This window comes from Pseudarthrobacter siccitolerans (assembly GCF_001046895.1).
Lineage (GTDB): Bacteria > Actinomycetota > Actinomycetes > Actinomycetales > Micrococcaceae > Arthrobacter > Arthrobacter siccitolerans.
The window spans coordinates 25,523-42,179 of sequence record NZ_CAQI01000040.1 but is presented as its reverse complement, the minus strand read 5'-3'; the positions used below and the strand labels follow the sequence as shown (position 1 = coordinate 42,179).

Genomic DNA, 16,657 nt, shown 5'->3' with positions numbered 1-16,657 from the left:
GTCACACGCCCACCCCGTTGATCCGCAGGTAATCGGACATCCGGAAGGCAGCCAGTGCCGGGTCCCGCAGGAGCCCGGCCTGGTCCGCCAGTTCGAAGGTCTTGGCCAGGTGGCAGACCGAACGGCCGGAGTGCAGGCCGCCCACCATCTGGAAGCCGGGCTGCTTGCCGTTGAGCCAGGACATAAACGCAATCCCGGTCTTGTAGTAGAACGTGGGGGCGCTGAAGATGTGCTTGCCCAGTTCGCGGGTGGAGTCGAGGATCTCGCGGGCCTTGACGGCGTTGCCGGCGTCGTAGTTCTGCAGGGCCACCGACGCGGCGGGGTAGATCGCCGCGAAGATGCCGAGCAGGGCGTCGGAGTGGTGGTTGCCGTCGCCGTCGATCAGTTCGGGGTAGTTGAAGTCGTCGCCGGTGTAGAGGCGGACGCCTTCGGGGAGGGCGGCGCGGAGGGCCACCTCGTGGCTGGCGTCGAGCAGCGAGACTTTGACGCCGTCCACCTTGGCCGCGTTGTCCTTGATGAGGCCAAGGAAGGTGTCCGTGGCAGTTGCCACGTGGTCCGAGCCCCAGTAGCCGGCCAGGGCGGGATCGAACATGGTGCCCAGCCAGTGCAGGATCACCGGCTGCTCCACCTCCTGCAGCAGGGTGGAGTACACGTTCAGGTAGTCTTCCGGGCCGCGGGCAACCTTGGCCAGGGCGCGCGAGGCCATGATGATGACCTTGGGGCCGGCTTCGGTGATGACGGCGATCTGCTCACGGTATGCCTCGAGGACGGCTTTGAGGCCGGCTTCGCCGACGGGCAGGGAGTCGATGTCCAGCTGGTCCGTGCCGGCGCCGCAGGATACGAGGTCGCGGACCGACTTGCCGGCCGTGGCTGCGTTGCCGGACGAAACCACTGAGGCGGCCTCTACTCCGGTGCGCTTGATGAGCTGCTGGGTGGCTGCCCAGTCAAGGCCCATGCCGCGCTGGGCGGTATCCATGGCGTCGGCAACGCCCAGTCCGTAGGACCACAGCTCGTGGCGGTAGGCCATGGTGGCATCCCAGTCGAGGCGGGCGGGGGCGCCGGGGGTGTTGTCCGCCAGGACCTCGGGGATCACGTGGGCTGCGGCGTAAGCGCGGCGGGCAGTCAGCGGGGCGGCGGGGCGCGCCCAGGTGGTGCCGCCCTGCAGGCGGTACTCCCTGGTGCCGCCGTCGTGGGAGGGAAGGATGAGTGAGGTCATTAGAGGGTGATCTCCGGGATGTCGATGGTGCGGCGTTCGTCGTTGGACTGCAGGCCGAGCTCGGCAAGCTGGACGCCGCGGGCTGCGGACAGCAGGCCGAAGCGGTGTTCGCGGCCGGCCACGACGTCGCGGAGGAACTCTTCCCACTGCAGCTTGAAGCCGTTATCCAGCTCAGCGTTGGCCGGCACTTCCTGCCACTGGTCGCGGAAGGACTCGGTGACCGGAAGGTCCGGGTTCCAGACCGGCTTCGGGGTGTGGGCGCGCTGCTGGGCGACGCACTTGTTCAGGCCGGCGACCGCCGAGCCATGCGTGCCGTCCACCTGGAATTCCACGAGCTCATCACGGTAGACACGGACGGCCCACGACGAGTTGATCTGGCCGATGACGTCGTCGCCGCCGGGGGTCTCAAGCTCGAAGATACCGTAGGAGGCGTCGTCGGCCGTGGCCTTGTACTCCTTGCCGGCCTCGTCCCAGCGGGCGGGGATGTGGGTGGCGGTCTTGGCGTTGACGCTCTTGACCTTGCCGATAATGCCTTCGAGGACGTAGTTCCAATGGCAGAACATGTCCGTGGTCATTCCGCCGCCGTCTTCCTTGCGGTAGTTCCAGGACGGGCGCTGGGCGGCCTGGATGTCGCCTTCGAAGACCCAGTAGCCGAATTCGCCGCGGATGGAGAGCATGCGGCCGAAGAAGCCTTCGTCCACCAGGCGGCGGAGCTTGACCAGGCCGGGCAGGTACAGCTTGTCGTGGACAACACCGGCGGTGACGCCGGCTTCCTTGCCGATCCGGGCCAGCTCAATGGCTTCCTCGAGGGTTTCGGCCGTGGGCTTTTCGGTGAAGATGTGCTTGCCCGCCTGCATGGCCTTCTTGAGGGTGGCGGCGCGGAGGCTGGTCATGGAGGCGTCGAAAACGACGTCGACCGTGGGGTCGTTGATGACGGCGTCCAGGTCGGTGCTCCACTCCGAGACCTTGTGCTTTTCGGCCAGTTCCCGGATCTTGGCTTCGTTGCGGCCCACCAGGATGGGCTCAACCTGGATGCGGGTGCCGTCCTCCAGGGTGAAACCGCCGGCGTCCCGGATGGGGAGGATGGAGCGCAGCAGGTGCTGGCGGTAACCCATCCGGCCGGTGATGCCATTCATGGCGATGCGGATTGTTTTTGTTTCGAAGCCCATAAGTCCTCCACGGTGAGTGAGCAGTTGTACTCAAGCTGATCGGGAAAGCGCATTCCCACTACGTCAATGATGCACCTCCCGGGACATATTGGCAAGCGCTTTCCAGCGTGGCCTTAAAACTGCCATAATGTGGTGACGCTTATCGACCCAACAAAGCCGATCAGGAGACGCTGTGGCTGCAAGTACCCTTACCGAGGTGGCGCGGCTGGCCGGGGTGTCTCCGGCCACCGCCAGCCGGGTCCTCAATGGTTCCGCGCGAAAGCCCGGGCAGGACATTGCGGACCGGGTCCGCCAGGCTGCGGACTCGCTGGGATACATTCCCAACGCGCAGGCCCAGGGCCTTGCCAAGTCCAGCTCCGGGCTGATCGGACTGATCGTCCACGACATCGCCGACCCCTACTTCGCCGCCATCGCCCGCGGCGTCCAGGAGGCCGCGCGTGAGCAGCGGAAGATGGTGCTGCTCGCCACCACGGGCGGAGCCCCGGCTGAGGAGAAGGAAGCAGTTGCGGCTTTCGCCGCGCGCCGTGCTGACTCAATCGTGATTGCAGGCTCCCGCTCCTCGCAGCCGGAAAACCAGGAAGGCAACGCAGAACTGGCGGCTGAACTGGACCGGTACTGCCGGAACGGCGGCCGGGTAGCGGTGGTGGGCCATCCGGTGGTGGGCGCGACAGCACCGGAGGGCTACCACGTGCTGGCCGTACCGAACCAGGAGCTCGCAGCAGCGCTGGCGGGCAAGCTCGCCTCGGGCTGGGACGGTGATTTTGTGATCATCGGCGGACCGGAGGGACTCTTCACCTCCGACGACCGGATCCGCGGTTTCCAGGAAGGCCTGGCAGCCGCCGGCCGCAAACCGGCGGAAATCTTCCGCACTGCCTTCAACCGTGCCGGCGGCTACGAAGCCGGCCTCAAGCTGGCTGACAGGATTAAGGCCCGGCAGGCACAGCCCGGCGATGGAGCTGCCGGCAGCAAGATCTGCATCTTTGCCGTGAATGACGTGATGGCCATCGGCGCCACGGCCGCCCTCCGTTCGCAGGGACTCCGGATCCCGCGTGATGCCACCATCGCCGGCTTTGACGACATCGAGACCCTCCGCGATTTCCGTCCCGCGCTGTCCACCGTGCGCCTGCCCCTGGAAGAGATCGGACGCCAGGCCACCCGGGCCACGGCTTCCGGCGCGGCCGGTCCCCGTGAGGACAGTACCGGCGAGGACGGTGCCGGTTCCGGACACTCAGGGCACGACGGCGGGGAGCAGCAGCCGATCACCGGCGAAGTCACGCTCCGGCGCAGCACGGAAACGGCCGCGTGACCGTGGCCCTGCAGCTGACTGCGATGGCCGCCCGGGCGGGCGGATCCGGAGACCGGCCGGCCGTCCTGGTCCTCCCAGGCGGCGGCTACGGCCGCCAGGCAGACCACGAGGCGGAGCCGGTAGCCGAATGGCTTGCAGGGCTGGGCATCCACGCCTTCGTCCTGCGTTACCGCGTTGCCCCGGACCGGCATCCGGCGCCGCTCGAGGATGCCAAGCAGGCAATGCTCCGGATCAGGAGCGGTTCCCACGGGCTGCCGGTAGACCCCCGGCGGGTGGGCGTGCTCGGGTTTTCCGCCGGCGGGCACCTCGCGGCGACGCTGTCCACCGCAGTAGCCACCGGCAGCGCCGAACTGGACGTCCCGGCGGCAGTCCCGGACCTGACGGTGCTCTGCTATCCGGTGGTGTCCTATACCCACGCTGTGCACCAGGGCTCCGTGGACAACCTCCTGGGCGAGTCGCCGCCGGCAGACCTCCTCACCGAACTGTCCGCCGAGCTGCAGGTCACCACCGAAACCCCGAGCGCGTTCGTCTGGCACACAGCAGATGATGCTGCTGTGCCCGTCAGCCATAGCCTGGGCTACACCGCGGCCCTGCTCAACGCCGGGGTGCCCGCCGAACTGCACGTCTTCCCCGAGGGCCGCCACGGACTGGGCCTGGCGGACGAGCAACCCGGAGCGGACCAGTGGCCCGCCCTCTGCGCCGGCTGGCTGGACCGCGCAGGCTGGACAGCGTCCTAACCCGCCTCATCCGGAACGGCGCCGTGGCTAGAGTTGCAGGATGGTGAACCGCGAGCTCGTTGACCTCATCCGCAGCGAACTCCGCGGCCAGGCTGATCCCGTACGCGCCGCCGGCGCGCAGGCATACATGAAATCCGCCATGCCCTCGCTCGGTGTCCGCGTGCCGGACGTGCGCCGGCTGACCGCTGCGGCTGCTCGCCACTACCCGCTCGCTTCCGCGGACCAGCTCCGGGCAACGGTCCTGGAATTGTGGCGAAGCGCCGGATTCCGGGAGGAGCGGTATGCCGCCATCGACCTGACCGCGGGCAGGCTGGTGGCCGCGGATCTGCAGATGCTCCCGGTCTACGAGGAAATCATCCGCCAGGGCGCGTGGTGGGATTTTGCGGACGGCGTGGCCGGCCGGATCTGTGCCCTGTTGCAGGCCCACCGGCCGGAAATGACGGCCGTTATTCTGGGCTGGAGCACAGATCCCGACTTCTGGATCAGGCGCGCCTCCCTCACAGCGCAGCTCAAAGCCAAGGCCGGTACCGATCCCGAACTCCTCCGTCGCGTTATCGAAGCGAACCTGGCGGACCCTGAATTTTTCATCCGGAAGGCGATCGGCTGGGCGCTGCGGGAATACGCCAAGACCGCACCGGAGTGGGTGGCGGACTTTGTGGCCGGACACGAGGGAAGCCTCAGCCCGCTGTCCCGGCGTGAGGCGCTGAAGAACCTGGCTAAATGACCGGCCGTTCGAGAACCGGATCGCCGGTCTTCCGGAAGAGGGTCCGGGTGCGGGGATCCCAGAAGATGAGGTAGAGGCCGAACAGCAGCCCGGTGACGGCAGCGGCAACCCGGGCCAGGGCAAGCGCCAGCCCGAGGTCCGCCGTCTGAAGGTAGGGGAAGACTTCCAGCTGGTCGGAAATGGCGTAGATCATAAAGAACGAGACCACAAAGTAGAGGGCCTTGACCTGCCAGTCGTTCCGGATGCCGGTGACGGCGAACAGCGGAATAAGCCACACCACGTACCAGGACTGGATCATGGGTGCGAGCACCACGATCGCGGCAAACGCAAGGGTGAGGCGCCGGATCAGGCGGTCGTGCTCTCCCCGGAAAATCTGCCAGGCGACCACGCCCACCGCCAGCAGCTTCCCGGCGTCGAACACCCAGTCCGCGAGGACCAGCCCGTCCAGCCCGAACGCATTGGCCAGCGAGGCCACCACCATCCCGATCAGTCCCACCGGCGCATACCAGATGTAGATGCTGCCCGGGGCGGACAGGCCGTTGATCCAGCCAAAGCCGAACCCGTTCACCAGGCTCATCAGCACCAGGATCCCCAGGCTCAGGCCTGCCGTCAGCCCCCAGAAGGCGAACTTCCGCAGCCAGCCTGCATTTTTGCCCGCCCACAGGAGTCCGATGAACGGCAGGAAAACGATGGTGATGGGCTTGACGGCGATGGACAGCGTCACCAGGACAATGCCGCGGACCACGCGGCGTGTGGCGGAATAGTAGAGGCCGGCCAGGGCCAGCCCGATCATCAGGGCATCGTTGTGGACGCTGGCGATGAAATTCGTCAGGAACAGCGGGTTGGCCGCCGTCAGCCACAGGGCGCGGTTCGGGTTTACTCCGTGCAGCTCAGCGAGTTTGGGTACATAGATCACGCACAGCACCACGCCGGCCAGCGCAACCAACCTGAACAGCATCACGCTGGCTTCAGGCTGGACGTTGGTAGACCAGACCACAAACTGTTCAATCCACAGGAACAGCTGGCCGTAGGGAACCGGGGCTTCGGTCCACATTTTGTCCGCGCCCAGCTGGAAGTAGTTGGAAAGGGCCGAGATGCCGTTCTCGTAGGGGTTGAAGCCCTCCACCATCAGGCGACCCTGCCCGATATAGGCGTACACGTCCCTGCTGAACAGCGGGACGCTGAACATCATGGGAAGCCCCCAGGCCACCACAGCCATCAGTGTCGCCTCCCGCGCCTGGTTGCCCCAGACCCGGATGCGCTGGCCAAGCCGCAGCCACGCCCGGACCAGGAGCATTCCGCCCACCGCCAGCAGGACGATGGACAGCGCAACACCGGCGGCTTCGGCCCGCATCCAGATGAACAGCGGCATCCTGCGGAGTTCGGAAACGGGGGCCAGCCAGCCCACTCCCAGCGACCCGATCATCATGAACAGCGAGCCCACGAATCCGGCGAGGAGCGGAGAGCGGGGATTATCGACGTCGGCCCCGTCCGCCGCAGCAGATTCCGCGGCCGCCAGCTCCCCCGCTGCAGGCACAGGCGCCGTCATCTCAGGATGGTCCAATCTTTTGCGTTTGCGCGATTCTGCCCGGCGGGCTGCATGGCCGGCACAGGCGGGTTACAACGACAGCAAGTGGTCCCGCCGCGTACCGAAATCCTAGCACCGGCAGGCACTGGGGAGGTGTAACGGTAGGCTGGTCCGGTGCCTATATCTAACGAACGAATCGTCTGGATCGACTGCGAAATGACCGGCCTGGACATCAAAAACGATGCCCTGATCGAGGTTGCCGCACTGGTCACCGACTCGGAACTGAACATCCTCGGCGACGGCGTGGACGTCGTGATCAAACCGGATGATGCCGCCCTGGCCCAGATGAACGACTTCGTCCGGGACATGCACACCAAATCCGGCCTGCTCAAGGAACTGCCCCACGGCATCACCATGGCGGAAGCCGAGGATGCGGTGATGGAATACATCTCCAAATGGGTGCCGGATCCCCGCAAGGCGCCGCTGGGCGGCAACTCGGTGGGAACGGACCGCGTCTTCCTGTCCCGCGATATGCCGGCCGTGGTGGAGCACCTGCACTACCGCGTGATCGACGTCAGCACCATCAAGGAACTGTCCCGCCGCTGGTTCGCCAGGGCCTACTTCCAGTCGCCGGCCAAAAAGGGCGGCCACCGTGCCCTGGGGGACATCAAGGATTCCATTGACGAACTGCGCTACTACCGCGAAGCGGTCTTTGTGCCAACACCCGGTCCGGACAGCGCCACCGCCCAGCGGATTGCCAAGCGCATCACCGGTTCCGCGGGCGGGCAGCATGAAGAAGCGTAATCTGCGCCACGTTTGCCGGAAATTTCGGTGAAATGGGCAAAAGTGGACGAAGCACCCCTGAAGAGCAGGTAAGCTATTTGAGTTGCCTTTCCAGAGAGCCGGTTGGCCGGTAAATCTGCAGGGCACATGGTGGGCTTAGCTCAGTTGGCAGAGCGCCTGGTTGTGGTCCAGGAGGTCGCGGGTTCAACCCCCGTAGCTCACCCTCACAGTAAGGAGGCCGTACCGGATATCCGGTGCGGCCTCCTTTGTTTTGCATCAATTGCTTCTGCACTGGAACCGCCGGAGGACCGCGAGATGACTGTTCTGCCAATCACCGTCTGGGGAGAGCCCGTACTTCACCGCAGGGCAGCCGAAGTTGAAGTCTTCGACGACGAACTGCGGACCCTGATTGCGGACATGTTCGAAACCAATGACGCCGCCAACGGCGTGGGCCTTGCCGCCCCGCAGGTGGGCGTCGGCAAGAGGATCTTCGTGTACAAGTACGCCAATGACGACGGCGCGCCCCCCACCGGTGTGCTGGTGAACCCTGTCCTGACGTTGTCGAAGATCTCCGGCGCCGTCCCTGATCCGGACGAGGAAGAAGAAGGCTGCCTGTCCTTCCCCGGCCCGGTGTACCCGCTCAAGCGGGCCGAATGGGCGCGCGTTGAGGGTTTTGACGGCTTCGGCCAGCCGGTGAAATTTGAGGCCACGGGCTGGTTCGCCCGGGTCATCCAGCACGAGTATGACCACCTGGACGGGAAGCTGTACGTCAACCGCCTCATAGACCGCTATGCGCGCAAGGCGCTGAAGCAAGCCAAGAAGAGCGGCTGGGGAGTTCCCGGCCTCACGTGGATGCCGGGTGTGGACCCGGACCCCTTCGGGCACTAGGCACGACGGCGGGAGGCCGCCTTGCTGCCTTTGCCCACCCTGGGGGACGGTCAGGAATGCTGCCCGGGCCTAGCGGGCTGACACTGTCCGCTGCCCGGGGCAGGATCCGAGGACGCGTTTCATTGCTTCCTTCTCCGCTTCCGTGACCCAGAGCCTGTAGGCTGCCTTGACGGAGATCTGGCGTGCCACATAATGGCAGCGGATCGAGCTGTTTTTCGGCAGCCAGGTGGCGGCGTCGCCTGCGCTCTTCTGCTGGTTCGCCGGGCCGTCGGCGGCGATGAGGTTCAGCGGATCGTTGGCCAGGCTCTGCCGCTGGGCGGCCGTCAGCCCTTGGGCGCCCTTTTGCCACGCGTCCCCCAAAGCGACCACGTGGTCAATCTGGACCGCACGGCTGCTCCCGGAGCCGCGCCGGAAGTCCACGAACTGCCCTGTGTAGGGTTCCTGGAAGGAGCCTGCCGCCACCCGGCACATGGAGCCGTCAACGAAGACCACGGCTGCCAGGTCGCGCCGCAGGATGTCATTGCGGGTATCGCAGCCGTTCCGGTCAACGTCCTGCCAGGCCTGGCCGAACGCTTCACGGTTGTACGTGTCCTTGGCGGCGCGCCCTTTGACAGCAAGGCCGTCCAGCGCCGAGAGTGCAGTACCTTCGGGAACGGCATGTACCGGCACTACCGGCTTCATCCAGGCCGGATCAAAGACCGGCGCCTCGGTGGGCCCGGACGCGGCCGGCTCCGCTACGGCGAACTGGCCGGCGGTAAAGAACCAGAGCAGGGCTGCGAGGGCTGAGACCGCGGCCAGGGCGAGGACTGCCCAGGCCTGCCGGGAACGACGGCGCGCACGCCGGTAGGCGAACCAGCTCACGGTCATGGGGATTCTGCCCCTCCGGTACTCTCATGCACCAGAAGAGCCTAGGACACCCGCCGGCCGTCCCTGCAGATATCCACACTGTGGAGGACGGGTGCAGGTTCAGACCCGCCGGTTACTGCTCCCGCATCACCCGCCGGAGGTCCTCCTCGGCAATGGCCAGGAGACCCTCAAGCTGCCGCACCCGGTCCGCGCTGACGTCGCCCGTGGCATGCCCGGCGCGGGCCCCCTCCAGCAGCCGTACGGCTTCCTTGTGGTTGGCCTTGGCCACGTCCAGGGCGTGTTCCAGGGTGGTTTCGTGCTCAAGCGTCGATTCTTTATCCATGGCACCAGTGTGGTCCCGTTTCCCGGCTGATTCCAGCGAATCAGCCGGGAAATCCCTGGGGTTTCCCGGCTGATTCCAGCGAATCAGCCGGGAAATCCCTGGCGGCCCGGGCAGCTGTGCCTAGACGGCGATTGCCGCCAGGGCTGAGGCCGTTTCCTTGGCGGGGAAGGAGGGCGGGTTGACCCCGGCCATCTCCTCCATCACGCGGACCACCTGGCAGCTGTAGCCGAACTCGTTGTCGTACCAGACGTAGAGCACGAGGTTCTTCTCGTTCGAGATGGTGGCCAGTCCATCCACGATTCCGGCGCGGCGGGAACCGACGAAGTCCGTGGAAACAACCTCGGGCGAGTCGATGTAGTCGATCTGCTTGCGCAGGTCCGAGTGCAGCGACATCTCCCGCAGGTATTCGTTGACCTCGTCCTTGGTGGTTCCGTTTTCCAGGCTCAGGTTCAGGATGGCCAGCGAAACGTCCGGGGTGGGGACGCGGATGGAGCTGCCGGTGAGCTTGCCCAGCAGTTCGGGCAGGGCTTTGGCCACGGCCTTGGCTGCGCCGGTCTCGGTGATCACCATGTTCAGCGCGGCCGAGCGTCCGCGCCGGTCGCCCTTGTGGAAGTTGTCGATCAGGTTCTGGTCGTTGGTGAAGGAGTGGACGGTCTCGACATGGCCGTGGACCACGCCGAACTTGTCGTTGATGGCCTTCAGGACCGGGGTGATGGCATTCGTGGTGCAGGAGGCTGCGGACACAATCTGGTCCGTGTCCTCGATGGTGCGGTGGTTGATGCCGTGGACGATGTTCTTCAGTTCGCCCTTGCCCGGGGCGGTCAGCAGCACCCGCGCCACACCCTTGCTCTGCAGGTGCTGGGACAGGCCTTCGGCGTCGCGCCAGCGGCCGGTGTTGTCCACCACGAGCGCGTTGTTGATGCCGTAGGCGGTGTAGTCGATGGTGGCGGGGTTGTCAGAGTAGATGACCTGGACCTGGACGCCGTTGGCGGTGATGGTGTTGGCTGCTTCGTCCACGCGGATGGTGCCTTCGAAGGAGCCGTGGACCGAGTCGCGGCGCAGCAGGCTGGCGCGCTTGGACAGGTCGTTGTCCGAGCCCCTGCGAACCACGATGGCGCGCAGCCGCAGGCCGTGGCCGCCGCCCGCCTTTTCGATCAGGAGGCGGGCCAGGAGGCGTCCGATGCGGCCGAAGCCATAGAGCACAACGTCGGTGCTGGTGCGGTCGTCGCCGCCGCGCTTGCCCACAATCTCAGCCAGCTCTTCGCGGAGGAACTCCTCCAGGGTGGCGTCGCCGCCCTCTTCCTTGAACTTCTGGTTCAGCCGGGCGATGTCGATCGCCGCCGCACCGAGCTCCAGCCCCGCCAGGGTGTTCAGGAGCGGAGCGGTTTCCTCCAGCCGCAGCTCGTCCTTGCTCATCCTGCGCGCGAAGCGGTGCGCCTTGAGGATGTTCATGGTGGACTTATTGATCAGGCTGCGGCCGTGGATGCTGGTGACCACGTTGTTTTCGCGGTACAGCCGGCCGATCACCGGAATCATGGCCTCGGCGAGGGCCTCGCGGCCCATCCACGTATCAAGACAAGAATCTGACGTCTGGCTCACAGAAATACCTTCCTCGGTTCAGCCGCGTACGTCCTCGTACACGGATGTCGGCCACCTGATGGTGTCCAGGGGCGCCGGCACCTGCGGGTTGTTCCCCAGGTGCCTGGATCATGTGCAAAAGAAAACCGCCGGCTGCAAACGCAACTTTCGGCGGAAGAACTCCTGCGTCCGGTATTCATTCTAATTTGGCAGACTGCCCGCGGGCGGCTCGAGCCGCGTGAAATCACTCACACAGGACTCGAGGTGTCCCGCTTAGTTGTGGAGGGCCGAATAAAGGTTGAGGCTTGCGGAGAAAACGACCCACGACAGGTAAGGCAGCACCAGCAGCCCCGCCCAGGTCTGGACCGGGCCGGCATCCACAACCAGCAGTGCCAGGACACATGCCAGGGCACAGATGACGGCGAAGGCGAGCCACAGGGCAGCGGAACCGAGCATGGGGTACATGGCGAAGAACATAAACGGCCAGGCCAGGTTCAGCAGCAACTGCAGTCCATAGGACCGCCGGAGGCGGCCGGCCAGGGCTCCCTTGCGCCACACCAGCCATCCGGACAGGGCGATGAAGGCATACAGTCCGATCCACACAGTACGGAACATCCATCCGGCAGGCATCCATGGCGCCTTCGTTGAACTGGCGAACCAGCCGTTGGAGTGCAGGATGATCGGGACGGAAGCGAGCATGCAGACAGCAAAGGAGAGTGCCAGGAACCCGGCCAGCGCCAGCACTTGCCTGCCGGTTGAAGGGCCGGGCCGTCCGGTGGCTCCGGAGGCGTATTGTCCATCAGTATTCGCGGGCACGGTTCAGCATCCCCAACACAGCTTCCAAGGTCAAACCGGACTAAGTGGATGGGTTGACCGATACGCCGGGTTCTGTGCTCCCGCTCCGTTGCCGGTGCGGGAGTAGCGGCCATCCATCTACGAACGCCGTTGCCGGCGCCCTCCAGCGGCCTACCCGGACACTCGGGCGAGCAGCCCTCGAACGTGCCCTGTCTGGCCTTGCTCCGGGTGGGGTTTACCTAGCCTTCCCGGTCACCCGGGAAGCTGGTGGTCTCTTACACCACCGTTTCACCCTTACCTGTTTCGTGCCGCTTTCAAACCGGCGCGACCCAGGCGGTCTGTTTTCTGTGGCACTGGCCTGCGGGTTACCCCGAGTGGGCGTTACCCACCACCCTGCTCTATGGAGCCCGGACGTTCCTCGAGCCACTTTCGTGACGCGCGGCCGCCTGGTCAACCCATCCGGTTCCAGTCTACCGGCGACGGGGTGCTTTCCCTGCGCCGGTAGGATCGGACGGTGCTGATTCTGCTTCCCCCTTCCGAAGGCAAGACACCGGCGGTCCGCGGATCCGCCGTCGACTGGCCTTCCCTCAGCTTCCCGCAACTGAACACTTACCGCGCCAAAGTGCTGGACGCGCTCGGTACGGTGAGCGCACATGATGACGCCCTCGCCTTGCTGGGTGTCGGAGCGTCATTGAAGGACGACGTCGAGCGCAACACCCGGCTCCACGCGGAACCGGCGGCTCCCGCCCACCGCATCTACTCCGGTGTGCTGTACGACGCCCTGGGCTACAAAACACTCACTGCGGCGCAGCGGCGCAAGGCCGACGAAGCGGTACTGGTGATTTCCGCATTGTGGGGCGCCATCCGCTTTGGCGACAGTGTGCCCGCCTACCGCCTGTCCATGGGCACCGCCCTGCCCGACGTCGGCCGCCTCGCCTCGTTCTGGAAACCGCAGCTCTCCGAGGCGCTGGCGGAGTCCGCCGCCGGACAACTGCTGGTGGACTGCCGGTCCAGTACCTATGCAGCGGCGTGGGCTCCCCCGGCGGCACAGACGGTCATGGTCAATGTCTTCACCGAGGTCGGCGGAGTCCGGAAGGTGGTCAGCCACTTCGCCAAGCACACCCGGGGCGAACTGGCCCGGCACCTGCTGGTGCGGCGGGGCAAGGCGCCCGCGACGCCGTCGGACCTCCTGAAGGCAGCCCGCGAAAAGTGGGAGGCCGAACTGGTGGAGGGTTCGGCACGGAAACCACACGCGCTGAACATCATCCTGCCGGGCTGACTCCCCCGCTAATCAGTTGGGTCAGGCCCACTCCTCCGAACGGACCAGGATGGCGCCGGAGTCCGGGCAGAACACAATGTCGTCGGAAGCCGCGGCCTTGATCTCGGCGAGATCACCGGGGCTCAGCTTCATTCCCGAAGCCTCGGACGTGCCGTGGAAGAGACGGGCCGCGCCAACACCACGCTTGGCCAGGGTCTTTTCGTAAACGGCGAGCATTCCCGCGTCGATCCCGGCCGCGAATTCGGCCCGACGGGTGCGCAGGCCGGCAGCTTCCGCCTCCACCTCAGCCAGCTCGGCATCGAGTTCAGCCCGGATGCCGCCGAACGACCCCTGGATGTCGTCCACGATTGCCTGCTGTGCCGCCTGCTTGGCGCGCAGAGAGTCGAGCCGCTCGAGGACTTCGAGTTCCACGTCCTCAAGGTCCGAGCGGCGTTTGTTGAGGGAGGCAATGTCCTTCTGCAGGGCAACGAGGTCCTTGGACAGGCCCGTGCCGCTGTTCAGCCTGGCCTCGTCCCTTTCGATGCGGGAGGCAACCTGTTCCACGTCCGCCTCGGCGCGCTTCAGTTCGGCCTCGGCGTCGTGCACAGCCACCTTGGCGGCGCCCAGCTCACCGTTGGCCACGGAAAGGGCGGCTTCGAGATCCTTGATCCGGGGATCGTTCTCCAGTGTGCGGCGGCGGTTTGAAAGCGACTTGAGCCGGGCGTCCAGCGCCTGCAGCTCAAGCAACTTCAACTGTTCCGCCGGTGCTGCCTTCGCCACTGTTACCTCCGATTGATCCCTTCCGGCCGGAGCCGGGCACCGTACCGGCGCTTCCTAGACTCTAGCGCCTGGCCCGCACCGCCCGCGCCGCTCACCCGGTCCATGCTCAGCCGGGAGTCAGGATGAAGTCCCAGGGATCACTGTTGGTGGTGCTGACCTGGATCTCCACCTCATGTCCCTGGTCAGCGAGCACGTTGCCCAGGGCTGCCGCCGCGGCCGGCAGCCACAGCCACTCGCTGGCGAAATGCGAGACGTCCACCAGATAGGGCCTGCCGTTCAGTGCAGCCTCGCGGGCCTCCGACGCCGGGTGGTGGCGCAGGTCAGCGGTGACGTAAACGTCCGCATTGCTGGCGCGCACCTCGTTGAACAATGAATCCCCGGCACCGCCGCACACGGCAATCCGCCGCACCAGGCCGTCCTTGTCACCTGAAACGCGCACTCCCCCGGCCACCGAGGGCAGGATCCCAAAGACCCGGGCCGCGAAATCACCCAGGGTCATGGCATCCGCCAGGTCCCCCACACGGCCGATCCCTTCCTCCGGCAGGCCGTTGGCGGCAACGGTGAGCGGGGCCACGTTCTGCAGGCCCAAGGCGTCGGCGAGGACATCGGAAACACCCCCGACGGCGGAATCACCGTTGGTGTGGATGGTCAGCAGTGCGGTGCCGGACTCGATGAGCCGGTGGACGGCGCGGCCTTTGGGGGTGGTGGCGGCCACCGTGGTGACACCCTTCAGCAGCAGCGGATGGTGGGTGATCAGGAGCTCTGCACCCCATGCCACGGCCTCGTCGATGACTTCCAGGGTGGGATCCACGGCAAACATGACGCGCGTGACCGGCGCGGCGGGGTGCCCTGCCACCAGGCCCACCTCGTCCCAGTTTTCCGCCAGGGACTCCGGCCACAATTCCTCCACTGCCAGGAGCAGTTCAGCCAAGGTGGGAGCCTGGGGCTGCTCAACCACTGCCTCCCCGCCGGAAGGGGCGCCGCCGTCGTGCTTTTCGCCGTCGCGTTTCTCCTGGCCGGTAACGTCAGTGTCCACAGGTTCCATAGTCTTAGTTTTACCCCATCACACCGTCCGGGCTCCGCCTTTGACGCATACCTGCGGGATGGCCGGGGAATCATCCGGTGCCGCCAACCATTGAAGAGGTCATGAAAACTTTTGTTCTAGGCGGAGGCTGCTTCTGGTGCCTTGACGCCGTCTACCAGAAGACCAGGGGCGTCAGCTCCGTCGTATCCGGCTACACGGGGGGCCACGATCCGAACCCGGACTACTACTCGGTCTGCAACGGCACCACCGGACATGCCGAAGTGGTGGCAGTGACGTTCGACGAGGACATCATTCCAGCGGAGGTGATCCTGGACATGTTCTTCGCCCTGCATGACCCCACCACCCTCAACCGCCAGGGGTACGACGTGGGGACGCAGTACCGTTCGTCCATGTTCTACGAAACCACGGAAGAGAAGATCCTGTTCGAGGAAGCCATCGACCGGAATCAGGCTTTGTGGGCGAATCCCATCGTCACTGAGGTCAGCCGGCTCTCCCGGTTTTACGTTGCCGAGGAGTTCCACCAGAACTACTACGCCAAACATCCTGAGCAGGGATACTGCCAGGTGATCATCAACCCCAAGCTGGCGAAGGCAAGGAAATATTACTCTGCATGGCTTAACGCTTAGCGGGTGTTACGCGGCCTCGTTAGGCTGACCTCAGTATTCACCCCTAACCAGATAGGCGTATCTACATGGCACGGATTTATGACGACGTGACGCAGCTCGTCGGCGGCACCCCGCTGGTCAAGCTCAACCGGCTCAGCGAAGGGCTGGATGCCACCGTTGCCGTCAAGCTCGAGTTCTACAACCCGGCTAACAGCGTGAAGGACCGCATCGGTGTGGCCATCGTGGACGCGGCGGAGAAGTCCGGCGCCCTGAAGCCCGGCGGCACCATCGTGGAAGGCACCTCCGGAAACACGGGCATCGCCCTGGCCATGGTTGGCGCTGCCCGCGGCTACAAGGTCATCCTCACCATGCCGGAGACCATGTCCACAGAGCGCCGTGTCATGCTGCGTGCCTTTGGTGCAGAGATTGTGCTGACCCCGGGTTCCGAGGGCATGCGCGGCGCCGTCGATAAGGCCCAGGAAATTGTGGCCAACACCGAGAACTCCATCTGGGCCCAGCAGTTCGCCAACGAGGCCAACCCGGAAATCCACCGCACCACCACGGCCGAGGAAATCTGGGCCGACACCGAAGGCCAGGTGGACATCTTCGTCGCGGGCATCGGCACCGGCGGAACCGTCACCGGCGTCGGCCAGGTCCTGAAGGAACGCAAGCCCGGCGTGCAGATCGTTGCGATCGAACCCAAGGACTCCGCCATCCTCAACGGCGGCGCTCCCGGCCCGCACAAGATCCAGGGCATCGGCGCCAACTTTGTGCCCGAAATCCTGGACACCAACGTCTACGACGAAGTCCTGGACGCCACCCTCGAGGACTCGGTCCGCGTCGCCCGCGAGCTCGGCGTCAAGGAAGGCATCCTGGGCGGCATCTCCTCCGGCGCCATCGTCTGGGGCGCCCTGGAACTGGCCAAGCGCCCCGAGAACGCCGGCAAGCTGATCGTTGCAGTGGTCTGCGACTTTGGCGAGCGTTACATCTCCACGGTGCTGTATGACGACATCCGCGGCTGATTAGAGCCGCCCACCGCCCGTTTCCTGTAGAAAG

At 65.6% G+C, this 16,657-nt stretch carries 17 protein-coding genes, 1 tRNA gene and 1 other RNA gene; 9 read left to right on the top strand and 10 right to left on the bottom strand.

What is annotated here, in order from left to right:
• Position 1: 1 nt before the first annotated feature.
• Entirely contained in the window at positions 2-1,216 is a 1,215-nt protein-coding gene (locus tag ARTSIC4J27_RS08530) for a dihydrodipicolinate synthase family protein (protein WP_050054776.1), read from the bottom strand.
• A complete protein-coding gene (locus tag ARTSIC4J27_RS08525; protein WP_050054775.1) occupies positions 1,216-2,385 on the bottom strand; it encodes a Gfo/Idh/MocA family protein in 1,170 nt (389 codons plus the stop codon). The genes ARTSIC4J27_RS08530 and ARTSIC4J27_RS08525 overlap by 1 nt, the downstream gene beginning before the upstream one ends.
• 172 nt (positions 2,386-2,557) lie before the next feature.
• On the opposite strand from ARTSIC4J27_RS08525, the gene ARTSIC4J27_RS08520 reads away from it, so the two are divergent.
• The 3 genes from ARTSIC4J27_RS08520 to ARTSIC4J27_RS08510 are packed head-to-tail and all read left to right on the top strand — an operon-like array spanning position 2,558 to position 5,152.
• Positions 2,558-3,691: a LacI family DNA-binding transcriptional regulator gene (locus ARTSIC4J27_RS08520; RefSeq protein WP_050054774.1), complete on the top strand. Its 1,134-nt coding sequence runs from the start codon at positions 2,558-2,560 to the stop codon at positions 3,689-3,691.
• A gap of 23 nt (positions 3,692-3,714) precedes the next feature.
• Complete coding sequence (locus ARTSIC4J27_RS08515; RefSeq protein WP_050054826.1) at positions 3,715-4,428, top strand: alpha/beta hydrolase; 714 nt, start codon at positions 3,715-3,717, stop codon at positions 4,426-4,428.
• 40 nt (positions 4,429-4,468) lie between these two features.
• Positions 4,469-5,152, top strand: coding sequence for a DNA alkylation repair protein (locus ARTSIC4J27_RS08510; RefSeq protein ID WP_050054773.1), 684 nt, complete (start codon positions 4,469-4,471; stop codon positions 5,150-5,152).
• Here the strand turns inward: ARTSIC4J27_RS08510 and mptB are convergent.
• Positions 5,145-6,701: a polyprenol phosphomannose-dependent alpha 1,6 mannosyltransferase MptB gene (gene mptB / locus ARTSIC4J27_RS08505; protein WP_200900772.1), complete on the bottom strand. Its 1,557-nt coding sequence runs from the start codon at positions 6,699-6,701 to the stop codon at positions 5,145-5,147. The genes ARTSIC4J27_RS08510 and mptB overlap by 8 nt on opposite strands.
• 153 nt (positions 6,702-6,854) lie before the next feature.
• On the opposite strand from mptB, the gene orn reads away from it, so the two are divergent.
• The 3 genes from orn to def all read left to right on the top strand — a co-directional run bounded on the left by orn (position 6,855) and on the right by def (position 8,351).
• Positions 6,855-7,484, top strand: coding sequence for an oligoribonuclease (orn, locus tag ARTSIC4J27_RS08500; RefSeq protein WP_083435378.1), 630 nt, complete (start codon positions 6,855-6,857; stop codon positions 7,482-7,484).
• 129 nt (positions 7,485-7,613) lie between these two features.
• Positions 7,614-7,686 (top strand) — tRNA-His (locus ARTSIC4J27_RS08495).
• Positions 7,687-7,778: 92 nt separating this feature from the next.
• Positions 7,779-8,351: a peptide deformylase gene (gene def, locus ARTSIC4J27_RS08490; RefSeq protein WP_050054771.1), complete on the top strand. Its 573-nt coding sequence runs from the start codon at positions 7,779-7,781 to the stop codon at positions 8,349-8,351.
• A gap of 69 nt (positions 8,352-8,420) precedes the next feature.
• Here def and ARTSIC4J27_RS08485 read toward each other — a convergent pair whose 3' ends face one another.
• The 5 genes from ARTSIC4J27_RS08485 to rnpB all read right to left on the bottom strand — a co-directional run bounded on the left by ARTSIC4J27_RS08485 (position 8,421) and on the right by rnpB (position 12,371).
• Entirely contained in the window at positions 8,421-9,218 is a 798-nt protein-coding gene (locus tag ARTSIC4J27_RS08485; protein WP_050054770.1) for an HNH endonuclease family protein, read from the bottom strand.
• 112 nt (positions 9,219-9,330) lie between these two features.
• The gene (locus ARTSIC4J27_RS08480) at positions 9,331-9,540 is read right to left on the bottom strand and encodes a hypothetical protein (protein ID WP_050054769.1); all 210 of its coding nucleotides are present in this window, start codon (positions 9,538-9,540) and stop codon (positions 9,331-9,333) included.
• A gap of 120 nt (positions 9,541-9,660) precedes the next feature.
• Entirely contained in the window at positions 9,661-11,139 is a 1,479-nt protein-coding gene (locus tag ARTSIC4J27_RS08475; protein ID WP_083435377.1) for a glyceraldehyde-3-phosphate dehydrogenase, read from the bottom strand.
• Positions 11,140-11,391: 252 nt separating this feature from the next.
• Complete coding sequence (locus ARTSIC4J27_RS08470) at positions 11,392-11,934, bottom strand: TspO/MBR family protein (protein ID WP_050054767.1); 543 nt, start codon at positions 11,932-11,934, stop codon at positions 11,392-11,394.
• 45 nt (positions 11,935-11,979) lie between these two features.
• An RNA gene (gene rnpB / locus ARTSIC4J27_RS08800) (RNase P RNA component class A) lies at positions 11,980-12,371 on the bottom strand.
• A gap of 56 nt (positions 12,372-12,427) precedes the next feature.
• Here rnpB and ARTSIC4J27_RS08465 point away from each other — a divergent pair.
• The gene (locus ARTSIC4J27_RS08465; protein WP_050054766.1) at positions 12,428-13,192 is read left to right on the top strand and encodes a YaaA family protein; all 765 of its coding nucleotides are present in this window, start codon (positions 12,428-12,430) and stop codon (positions 13,190-13,192) included.
• 21 nt (positions 13,193-13,213) lie between these two features.
• Here the strand turns inward: ARTSIC4J27_RS08465 and ARTSIC4J27_RS08460 are convergent, their stop codons facing one another.
• Both ARTSIC4J27_RS08460 and ARTSIC4J27_RS08455 read right to left on the bottom strand, forming a co-directional pair.
• Complete coding sequence (locus ARTSIC4J27_RS08460) at positions 13,214-13,951, bottom strand: zinc ribbon domain-containing protein (RefSeq protein ID WP_050054765.1); 738 nt, start codon at positions 13,949-13,951, stop codon at positions 13,214-13,216.
• A 106-nt stretch (positions 13,952-14,057) separates the two neighbouring features.
• Positions 14,058-14,987 (bottom strand): Nif3-like dinuclear metal center hexameric protein, encoded by a 930-nt coding sequence (locus ARTSIC4J27_RS08455; protein ID WP_050054764.1) that lies wholly within the window; start codon positions 14,985-14,987, stop codon positions 14,058-14,060.
• Between the two features lie 110 nt (positions 14,988-15,097).
• On the opposite strand from ARTSIC4J27_RS08455, the gene msrA reads away from it, so the two are divergent.
• Positions 15,098-15,622: a peptide-methionine (S)-S-oxide reductase MsrA gene (msrA, locus tag ARTSIC4J27_RS08450; RefSeq protein ID WP_050054763.1), complete on the top strand. Its 525-nt coding sequence runs from the start codon at positions 15,098-15,100 to the stop codon at positions 15,620-15,622.
• A 65-nt stretch (positions 15,623-15,687) separates the two neighbouring features.
• The gene (cysK, locus tag ARTSIC4J27_RS08445) at positions 15,688-16,623 is read left to right on the top strand and encodes a cysteine synthase A (RefSeq protein ID WP_050054762.1); all 936 of its coding nucleotides are present in this window, start codon (positions 15,688-15,690) and stop codon (positions 16,621-16,623) included.
• Positions 16,624-16,657: the final 34 nt, after the last annotated feature.

Excerpts from the sequence above, each read along its gene's own strand:
- ARTSIC4J27_RS08530 (WP_050054776.1), bottom strand. The coding sequence starts at position 1,216 with ATGACCTCACTCATCCTTCCCTCCCACGACGGCGGCACCAGGGAGTAC.
- ARTSIC4J27_RS08525 (WP_050054775.1), bottom strand. The coding sequence starts at position 2,385 with ATGGGCTTCGAAACAAAAACAATCCGCATCGCCATGAATGGCATCACC.
- ARTSIC4J27_RS08515 (WP_050054826.1), top strand. The coding sequence starts at position 3,715 with ATGGCCGCCCGGGCGGGCGGATCCGGAGACCGGCCGGCCGTCCTGGTC.
- ARTSIC4J27_RS08510 (WP_050054773.1), top strand. The coding sequence starts at position 4,469 with ATGGTGAACCGCGAGCTCGTTGACCTCATCCGCAGCGAACTCCGCGGC.
- mptB (WP_200900772.1), bottom strand. The coding sequence starts at position 6,701 with ATGACGGCGCCTGTGCCTGCAGCGGGGGAGCTGGCGGCCGCGGAATCT.
- def (WP_050054771.1), top strand. The coding sequence starts at position 7,779 with ATGACTGTTCTGCCAATCACCGTCTGGGGAGAGCCCGTACTTCACCGC.
- ARTSIC4J27_RS08485 (WP_050054770.1), bottom strand. The coding sequence starts at position 9,218 with ATGACCGTGAGCTGGTTCGCCTACCGGCGTGCGCGCCGTCGTTCCCGG.
- ARTSIC4J27_RS08480 (WP_050054769.1), bottom strand. The coding sequence starts at position 9,540 with ATGGATAAAGAATCGACGCTTGAGCACGAAACCACCCTGGAACACGCC.
- msrA (WP_050054763.1), top strand. The coding sequence starts at position 15,098 with ATGAAAACTTTTGTTCTAGGCGGAGGCTGCTTCTGGTGCCTTGACGCC.
- cysK (WP_050054762.1), top strand. The coding sequence starts at position 15,688 with ATGGCACGGATTTATGACGACGTGACGCAGCTCGTCGGCGGCACCCCG.